The organism is Hydrogenophaga sp. (assembly GCF_030651625.1).
Classification (GTDB): domain Bacteria; phylum Pseudomonadota; class Gammaproteobacteria; order Burkholderiales; family Burkholderiaceae_C; genus Hydrogenophaga.
In genome coordinates, this window is sequence record NZ_JAUSCF010000030.1 from 226,727 (window position 1) to 235,288 (window position 8,562).

The 8,562-nt window shown below is 61.9% G+C and carries 8 protein-coding genes; 4 read left to right on the forward strand and 4 right to left on the reverse strand.

The window, feature by feature from the left end:
• The first annotated feature begins 58 nt into the window (after window positions 1-58).
• Both Q7V46_RS14650 and Q7V46_RS14655 read left to right on the forward strand, forming a co-directional pair.
• Entirely contained in the window at window positions 59-1,309 is a 1,251-nt protein-coding gene (locus Q7V46_RS14650; RefSeq protein WP_304914291.1) for a saccharopine dehydrogenase family protein, read from the forward strand.
• Window positions 1,310-1,892: 583 nt separating this feature from the next.
• The gene (locus tag Q7V46_RS14655) at window positions 1,893-2,603 is read left to right on the forward strand and encodes a CPBP family intramembrane glutamic endopeptidase (RefSeq protein WP_304914292.1); all 711 of its coding nucleotides are present in this window, start codon (window positions 1,893-1,895) and stop codon (window positions 2,601-2,603) included.
• Between the two features lie 106 nt (window positions 2,604-2,709).
• Here Q7V46_RS14655 and Q7V46_RS14660 read toward each other — a convergent pair whose 3' ends face one another.
• From Q7V46_RS14660 to Q7V46_RS14670, 3 genes are read right to left on the reverse strand one after another with little or no spacing between them, the layout of a single operon-like run.
• A complete protein-coding gene (locus Q7V46_RS14660) occupies window positions 2,710-3,867 on the reverse strand; it encodes a hypothetical protein (protein ID WP_304914293.1) in 1,158 nt (385 codons plus the stop codon).
• 25 nt (window positions 3,868-3,892) lie between these two features.
• Window positions 3,893-5,101, reverse strand: coding sequence for a serine hydrolase (locus Q7V46_RS14665; RefSeq protein ID WP_304914294.1), 1,209 nt, complete (start codon window positions 5,099-5,101; stop codon window positions 3,893-3,895).
• A gap of 14 nt (window positions 5,102-5,115) precedes the next feature.
• Entirely contained in the window at window positions 5,116-5,751 is a 636-nt protein-coding gene (locus Q7V46_RS14670; RefSeq protein ID WP_304914295.1) for a hypothetical protein, read from the reverse strand.
• A gap of 132 nt (window positions 5,752-5,883) precedes the next feature.
• On the opposite strand from Q7V46_RS14670, the gene Q7V46_RS14675 reads away from it, so the two are divergent.
• On the forward strand, window positions 5,884-6,630 hold the full coding sequence (locus Q7V46_RS14675; protein WP_304914296.1) for a LytTR family DNA-binding domain-containing protein: 747 nt from the start codon (window positions 5,884-5,886) through the stop codon (window positions 6,628-6,630).
• 218 nt (window positions 6,631-6,848) lie between these two features.
• On the forward strand, window positions 6,849-7,946 hold the full coding sequence (gene mnmA, locus Q7V46_RS14680; RefSeq protein WP_304914297.1) for a tRNA 2-thiouridine(34) synthase MnmA: 1,098 nt from the start codon (window positions 6,849-6,851) through the stop codon (window positions 7,944-7,946).
• A gap of 318 nt (window positions 7,947-8,264) precedes the next feature.
• Here mnmA and Q7V46_RS14685 read toward each other — a convergent pair.
• The coding region (locus Q7V46_RS14685) for a phosphatase PAP2 family protein (protein ID WP_304914298.1) at window positions 8,265-8,562 on the reverse strand (298 nt) is incomplete at its 5' end.

Genomic DNA, 8,562 nt, shown 5'->3' on the forward strand with positions numbered 1-8,562 from the left:
TCGCGGCGGGCTGGCGCAGCTTTTGTTCAACCACCTCCGACGAAAGGAATTCGACGACATGAAGCGCAATGTGCTCATCATCGGCGCCGGTGGCGTGGCTCAAGTGGCGGCGCACAAATGCGCCCAGAACAACGATGTGCTGGGCGATATCCACATCGCCTCGCGAACGATCGCCAAATGTGAGGCCATCATCGCCTCCGTGCAAGCCAAGGGCAGCCTGAAGCAACCCGGCATCCTGCAGGCCCACACCATCGACGCCATGCACACGCCGGCGGTGGCCGAGCTGATACGCCGCACCGGTGCGCAGATCGTCATCAATCTGGGCAGTGCCTTCGTCAACATGTCGGTGCTGGAGGCCTGCATCGCCACCGGCGCGGCCTACATGGACACCGCCATCCACGAAGACCCGCTGAAGATCTGCGAGCCACCGCCCTGGTACGCCAATCACGAGTGGAAGCGGCGCGAACGGTGCAAGGCAGCCGGCGTGACCGCCGTGCTGGGCGTGGGCTTTGACCCCGGCGTGGTCAACGCTTATGCGCGCCTGGCCGAAGACCACTTCCTGGACACCATCCACAGCATCGACATCATCGACATCAACGCGGGCCGCCACGACCGCTGGTTCGCCACCAACTTCGACCCCGAAGTCAACTTCCGCGAGTTCACCGGAACGGTGATGTCCTGGCAGCAGGGCCGATGGAAAGAAAACAAGATGTTCGAGGTCAGCAAGTCCTGGGACTTGCCGGTGGTGGGGAAGCAAAGGGCCTACCTGACCGGCCACGACGAACTGCACTCGCTGGCCAGTCGCTACCCGCAGGCCAATCTGCGCTTCTGGATGGGCTTTGGCGAGCACTACATCAACGTGTTCACCGTACTGAACAACCTGGGCCTGCTGTCCGAGCAACCGGTGAAAACGGCCGAAGGCCTGGAGGTGGTGCCGCTGAAGGTGGTGAAGGCCGTGCTGCCCGACCCGGCCAGCCTGGCGCCGGGCTACACCGGCAAGACCTGCATCGGCGACCTTGTCAAAGGCACCAGGGACGGCAAGGAAGCCGAAGTTTTCATCTACAACGTGGCCGACCACGCCGAAGCTTATGCCGAGGTGGGCAGCCAGGGCATCTCGTACACCGCGGGGGTGCCACCAGTGGCCGCAGCCCTGCTGATTGCCGATGGCACCTGGGACACGCGCACCATGGTCAATGTGGAAGACCTGGACCCTGTGCCCTTCCTGAGACTGATGGACCGCATGGGCTTGCCGACGCGGGTGCGGGATGGCAACGGCGACCGCCCGTGGAACGAATTGACGGGGGCGTGATGTCTGCCTCGGCAACTTTCGTAGATTTGAGCAGGTCCACGCCAACGCTGAGCCTGCTGGGACGCCCAAGCTTTCCATGTTTTTTTCCTGCGTTGACGTGGTGTTCAGGCGTCGTACACCCCGGACTGGCTTGGGGCGGCTCTTGAGCCTTGTCGCAGATCTCGGCCCACATCTCGTCTGGCCCGCCGGACGGCCGTTCGACATGCGCTGCTGACGGACCGATCTGCAGCGATTGAAACCGTCGGTGACGAAGTGATGAGCCCACACACGGTCTGGGCGACCTGGCCGATCGCTGGGGTCGGATATTCGACGTCCGACTGGGGCAAAGAATCCTTACGACCTGCGAAGAACCCTGACTACTTGAGCGCCTTCGCCGCAAGAATGCGGCCAAACCTGAAGGCCCTCAGGATGGGCCACGACGAAATCGTGGAATTCGAACGCCAGACACAATGCTGTCGGCCGGGCAAGGTGAAGGTTCTGGAAAGGGGTCACACCACGGGTGTCTTTGCAGCTGAAAGGACGCGCAGATTCCTGCTGGATTGCCTGCGGCAGAGCGAACAATCACAGCAGAAAAGGAAACAGCATGAAAAAGTCCATCTCAGCTAGCCATGCTTCGGTAGTCTTCGCAGGTTTCACCGCGTACTTTTTCTTGCTTCCAATTACCCTTCATCCGTTCCTTTCGGCAAAACTCTCCTGGAACCCGGTGCTGAACTGGTTCATCACCGGGTATTTTCTCTTTGTGCCCATTTTTTCCTTTGCGGTCATAGCAGTGAGAAAGGAAGGTCGAGGTACCGCTCCCGCGATTCTTGAGGGTCTAGGTATGCGGGCGATGAGTACCCGAGACTGGAAATACGCGGCTGCTGGACTGGCCTTGGTATTTGTCCTGACGGGCTTAATATTCGGCGCTTCATTCGCTCTAAATACCCTGTTCGGTGTCAGGGAACTGTCCACAGAACCATGGTTTGTGAAGCTCTCGCCGCTTCAGGGCATTGAACGGTTGTTGCTGCTTGTGTGGTTGCCCATGTTCTTCTTCAATATTGTGGGTGAAGAAGTCCTATGGCGCGGGTACATTCAAAAAAGAATGTCTACACGGCATGGATGGCTTATTTGCGCCGGCCTTTGGTGGCTATTCCACCTGCCATTCGGCCTAGATCTGATGATCATGCTGCTTCCGATCACGATTGTCATTCCGTATGTCTTTGACAGGACCAAGAGCACACTCGCCTGTGTATTCATTCATGGCACATACAACGGGCCCCTGTTTGTTGCCGTAGCACTCGGGGTAATGGCGTGATGTTTGTGTTGATCCACTCGAAAATCGATGCCCGGCAATAGACGGTGTCTTTGTCTGTGGGATCGAAGTCTGTGCCCGCGCCGGGACGCCTCAGCATCGGGATTCGCTACCACAGCCGGTTAAGGAGCGCCTCTGCAAATCCCTTGCCGCCCCAGGTTGCAACCGGTAACGAGAGATAAACCAGACCGTGCCCGATGCCCCCCAACCCGATCGGGATGGAGGGCGTGGACCGAACGCGCTCGCGCAGTGCGACAAGGGCTTCCAGCCTTAGTGGATCCAAAGGGGCCCCGTGAGCATCGGATGCCTGCGTCGCCGCAGCGATCGCGGCGTCGAGTTGCGAGAGCCGTTGTGCACGCACCTCACGAATGCGACCGGCGAGGCCGCGCAAGGGCATCCACACTACAGCCAATGCCAACAACGTCGTCGCAACGGGTCCGATCGCGGTCGTTGCTTCCAACTGATCCGAGCCCAGCAGCATCAATGGATAAACTGCCAGGAGAGCCATCACCAGAAGCATCGGCCGCAGCGCCACGGTTGCGAAGGGACGAAGTCTGTCTGGCGCAAGGATCTCCACCCGCACGGCTGTGCGCCCGAGACATGCGAAAAGCCGGGCATTTTCCACCAGCAGGCTTCCGGTCTGAGCCATCATCGCCCACAGAGCCATCGTGCCAATCGCAAGCAAAGTGGCAACGGGGTCCCCTGCCAGGCCTGACCAACCAGGCTCGGTCAGCGAAACATGCACGGCCCCTAGAATCGTGCCAGCGACTGCATTCACCCCCACATCACCTGCAGGATAGCGGACAAGGGCCGTCCGCAGCCGCCGTCGCAGAACGTCGTCGATCTTCAGTTCGCTGGTCAGGACATCCAGGTCACCCTGCGCAGATCGCGGGATCAATACGGCCAGTTCCATGATCAGCCCAAGCGACAGGGAAAAGAACAACGCCTCTCCCACGATTTCGGCCGGCAGCGCCCCGAAGCCCCCGCCGCCCGCCGCCGCCCAGACAGCCAGAAGGAATGCCGCTGCAACCGTGCCCCCGATCAAACCGGGCACGGCGAGGTGCTGCCGAGGCCACATCGGCCAGAAAACGGCCGTCTCGGCGCGCTCAGCAAGCCGGAGCAGACTTTCCAGAGTTTCGCTCTCGACCTCCTTCCTGTTGGTCCCAGTCAAGGCGTCACCCCTTTTGCTGCAGATTGAGTGATCGGGCGGAATCCATCGCCTTTGCCTTTGTACCAGCAGGCGCAGATTGCGCATCTTCGCGATCATGGTTTGGTGGGATCGCTCATCAGCGTCATCTCCCCGCTACCGCACGCGCGACGGCCCGAAAGGCGGCAATACTTTCGTGGTCATTGTCATCGAAGAGCGGGTCTGCGCTGGTTTTCACGATGATCATCTCTCGTGCGGGGTCGATGTAGATGTACTGGCCCCAGACTCCTATAGCGGTGAAATCACCTTGCGGATCCTCAGGGATCCACCACTTGTATCCGTAGCCAAAGGTCCAGCTGGACGCGGGGTTGTCTCCCGGTTGTAAATGCGGCGCAGTCGGGTTGATCGAGGCCAAGATCCAGTCGGCCGGAATGATCTGCCGTCCGTCCCGCATGCCCCCCGCCAGATACAGCCGCCCGAAGCGGGCGTAATCGCGCAGGGTCGCGTTTAGACAGCAGTGCGCGAATTCGCGCCCCGTGCGATCGGTGCTCCAGGTCGCATCCGCCTCAGCGCCTATCGGGCCCCAGAGGCGCGTGGCCAGGTACTCGGCGACCGGCATCCCAGTCGCGGCCTCCAGCACCAGACCCAGCGCCATGCTGTCGGAACTGATGTAGTCATTGAAGATGCCAGGATCACGCAGCCGGCCCAAGTTGGCGAGCGTCTGCTCGACGGGTTGGCCCAGCGCCATTGCTCGCCAGACCAGCATGTTGATATCAGAAAACGGGTTGTCGTAATCCTCATCGAACGCCACCCCCGAGGACATGGTGAGTGCGTCTTCAATCGGTACCTCGAAATAGCCCGACCCCGCCAGCGCCGGGACATATCGGCCGATGGGGTCGCGGATGCTGGCGATGTGCCCCTCGTCGATTGCGATTCCGATCAGTGCTGATAAAACGGACTTCGCTATCGACCAAGAGGTGAAGAGCGAAGCCTCGTTGGCGCCAAGGCGATACGCCTCATGCACGATTGTGTTTCGATGAACGACCAGCAGACCCGTTGTCACACTGCGATCCAGAAATGCGGCCAGATCGTGATCTTGGCCGCGGAAGGTGTAGGTTGCCGGCAATGCACGCGGATCACGTTCGAATGCCCAGACTGGGCCGGAGCGCGGCACGCTGCGGGACGGAAATACGCGGTCCATGGCGCGAAAATTCTCTACCCTGTACGGTTCGGCAAACAGGGTGATCCCGGCCCAGTAGGGGCTTTGCCGAAGCCAGAGGAAACCGGCAATTACCACAATGGCGAGTCCCCCAATGGTCCAGCCGGCGATCCGAAAGATGCGATTTGCGAGCATGAAACCTCCTTCCATCAAACAGGATTGGCGGGGCGCAGCACGCGCGCGTTCCACCAGATGATGAGCGGTGTGATCAGCACGGTCGGGCCCAGCCAGACAATCAGAGGCGGCAGAAATGACAGGTTCACCACCACCGCAGCCGTGATGGTGGCAATGGTCCCGGCCAACATCCGGGTCAGATGTCGGGCAACGCGCGCCTTGCCAGTGATCGGTCCGCGAAGCCAGTCGCGCCAGTCCGACAAGGCCAGACTCAGCCCGATGGAGCCGAAGACCAGCAGGATGACCGGCTGCGCACCACCCGTCGCGAACAGTTGCAACGCGCCCTTAGCCAGCATGGCTACCCCAGTCAGCGCCATCGTCGCCCCCGCCAGATGGTCGCATAATCTCGGCCGCCCGTCCCGCTGCGCAGCTGCGCGCCAGCCGGTGAAGACGAGGTAGAAGCTGAAGATGCCGATCACAAACAAAAACAGGTTCGGTCGCATCAGGACGAGGGCGAGCGTCGTCAGCGTCACCAGCAACATGGCGAGCACGTAGATCAGGCCCGCACGGCGGTGCCATGCTGCGCCCTTGACTGTGACAAGAGCGGCGCCAGCCGCGCCGAGTGCGGTGACTCCCGCCAGAATGTGCATGAATGTGAAGGCATCTGCCATTTGCGATCTCCGTGTTGCATGTACTGCTAGGAAGGATGGCAGAGGGTTGCGGCATGCAGCAACGCAAGCTTCGGAAACGACTGGGGAAATTCGTGAAGTTCGTGTTATGTTCCCTTCGCGATGCGTGAACGGATGAACGACGTTGGCAGGCGACTGGCGATACCGCTGGCCGTGGTGGTGGTGCTCGGCCTGACCGGGCCTTTCGGCACATTCGAACTCCTATCCCTTCTACCGCGTCTCGCCTACTGGCTGGCGGTGGTAGCGCTTAACTGGACCCTCTGCGATATCGCGGTACGCTGGGTGGACGGGCAGTTGCCCGATACCCTGCCCCTGCGCCGCGTCGTTGTGCCACTTGCGGGGGCGGCGGCGGTTTCGATCCCGGCGACGGGCGTGGTGACGCTGGCGAATGGACTCTCGGGCATCGGCTGGCCAGAGGCAATCCTCACCCTCTATGGCCAGGTCATGCTTCTTCTCGGGGCGATCTCGGTTCCGGTCTATGTACTCACAGATCTGCAGCAGGCCGTGCAACGCCAACATAGCGCCGATGAGGACGAGACGCCCCCCCAAGGTCCGTCACTTTTTCAGTCGAGGCTGCCCGGCCCAATGGTTGGAGAGCTCCTGTGCCTGGAAATGCAGGATCACTATCTGAAGGTCCACACCAGTGCGGGCAGCGAGATGATCCTGTGCCGGATGGAGGACGCCGCGCGCGAGTTGGAAGGGCTTGGGCAGCGTGTGCACCGTTCCTGGTGGGTCTCCAGTTCGGCGCGACAAGCGGTCAAGCGTGACGGTCAGAAGCTTGTCGTGCTGTTGCCCAACGGGCTTGAGATCCCGATTGGCCGCACCTATCGCCCGGCGCTCAAATCCGCCGGCTGGATTTGACAGGTCCGGTTGAAGACCTGCTCACGGAGTCCCACGAACACAACGACCTCGCCTGAGGCAATCTCCTTGGACAAGAATACGGCCGTCGATCCGGATCGCAAGGAGATCGCCCGCAATCAGAGGCTTGCTCCATCACATATTTAAGGAAAGTACGAGGCCCTCATCACCGGCCGTGTCCCCGCGCAGCCGGAAGCGCCTCGACTGGGATAATCGCGACCATGGCGAACAAGCAACGTGTGGTGGTCGGATTGAGCGGGGGCGTGGACTCCGCCGTGAGTGCTCATCTGCTCAAGCAGCAGGGATACGAGGTCATCGGCATCTTCATGAAAAACTGGGAGGACGACGACGACAGCGAATACTGTTCGTCGAACGTCGACTTCGTGGACGCCGCCAGCGTGGCCGATGTGATCGGCATCGAGATCGAACACGTCAACTTTGCAGCCGAGTACAAGGACCGCGTGTTCGCCGAGTTTCTGCGCGAATACCAGGCCGGGCGCACACCCAACCCGGACATCCTGTGCAACGCCGAGATCAAGTTCAAGGCTTTTCTGGACCACGCCATGCGCCTGGGGGCGGAGAAGATCGCCACCGGCCACTACGCCCGGGTGCGGGAGCGCAATGGCGCTTTCGAACTGCTCAAGGGCCTGGATCCGCTGAAAGACCAGAGCTACTTCCTCCACCGCCTGAACCAGGCGCAGCTGAGCAAGACGCTGTTTCCCGTGGGCGAACTGCCCAAGACGGAGGTGCGCCGCATCGCCGCCGAAATCGGTCTGCCCAACGCCAAGAAGAAGGACAGCACCGGCATCTGTTTCATCGGCGAGCGCCCGTTCCGCGAGTTTTTAAACCGCTACATCAGCAAGGAGCCGGGGCCCATCAAGGAGCCGAACGGGCGCACCATTGGCCAGCACGTGGGCCTGAGCTTCTACACCCTGGGACAGCGCCAGGGCCTGGGCATCGGGGGCATCCGTGCCAAGGGTGCACAGAAGGGCGGCAACGAACACGAACCCTGGTTTGTGGCGCGCAAGGACATGGAGAAGAACACGCTGTGGGTGGTGCAGGGCCACGACCATCCCTGGCTGCTGTCGCCCACCCTGCAGGCGCAGGACGCGAGCTGGGTGGCTGGCGTGCCGCCCACCGCAGGCACGCTCGCGGCCAAGACGCGCTACCGCCAGACCGATGCGCCCTGTACCTTTGAGGCACAAGGGGACACCGGCTTCGCATTGAGCTTCAGCGAGCCGCAATGGGCTGTGACACCCGGGCAGAGTGCGGTGCTGTACGACGGCGAGGTGTGTGTGGGTGGTGGAGTGATTCGATGATCCACCCTGCGCCGCTGACGCGGCTTCCCCCCTCTCTGGCGCGCCTTCGGCGCTTGGAGGGGGGACGCACCCTGTGGCCCGGCGAAGCCGGTTCCACGGGTGCCCTGGATCGAGGCACTTCGCTCCGGAAAGTCATTGGTACTACCCCCTGCGCCGCTGACGGGGCTTTCCCCTCTCTCTTGCGCGGCTTCGCCGCTTGGAGGGGGGACGCACCCTGTGGCCCGGCGGAGCCGGTTCCACGGATGCCCTGGATCGAGGCACTTCGCTCCGGAAAGTCATTGGTGCTCCCCCCTGCGCCACTGACGCGAGGGAGGGCCTTCAGGTGCTCCAGGCCACCAGCAGGCCCAACACAGCGCCCAGCCCGAGGCCTGCGGCCACGTCTGATGGAAAGTGCGCGCCTGCATAAACCCTTGCCCAGCCGGTGAGCAGGGCAATGGAACCCACAAGTGCGATGTCCAGATCCAGCGGGCCGAATGGCAGCATGAAGCCGAACAGGCTGCCCATCACCATGGCGTGGGTGCTGGGGAAGCCCGCGCGTCGGCTGTGATTGAGGTGGTTCGCACACAGGCCCACGGCGAAGGGTCGCGGCAGTTCCCAGCGGGCCGCAAACCGCTTA

Coding starts and splice junctions, on each gene's coding strand:
- Q7V46_RS14650 (WP_304914291.1), top strand. CDS start 59: ATGAAGCGCAATGTGCTCATCATCGGCGCCGGTGGCGTGGCTCAAGTG.
- Q7V46_RS14655 (WP_304914292.1), top strand. CDS start 1,893: ATGAAAAAGTCCATCTCAGCTAGCCATGCTTCGGTAGTCTTCGCAGGT.
- Q7V46_RS14660 (WP_304914293.1), bottom strand. CDS start 3,867: ATGATCGCGAAGATGCGCAATCTGCGCCTGCTGGTACAAAGGCAAAGG.
- Q7V46_RS14665 (WP_304914294.1), bottom strand. CDS start 5,101: ATGCTCGCAAATCGCATCTTTCGGATCGCCGGCTGGACCATTGGGGGA.
- Q7V46_RS14670 (WP_304914295.1), bottom strand. CDS start 5,751: ATGGCAGATGCCTTCACATTCATGCACATTCTGGCGGGAGTCACCGCA.
- Q7V46_RS14675 (WP_304914296.1), top strand. CDS start 5,884: ATGAACGACGTTGGCAGGCGACTGGCGATACCGCTGGCCGTGGTGGTG.
- mnmA (WP_304914297.1), top strand. CDS start 6,849: ATGGCGAACAAGCAACGTGTGGTGGTCGGATTGAGCGGGGGCGTGGAC.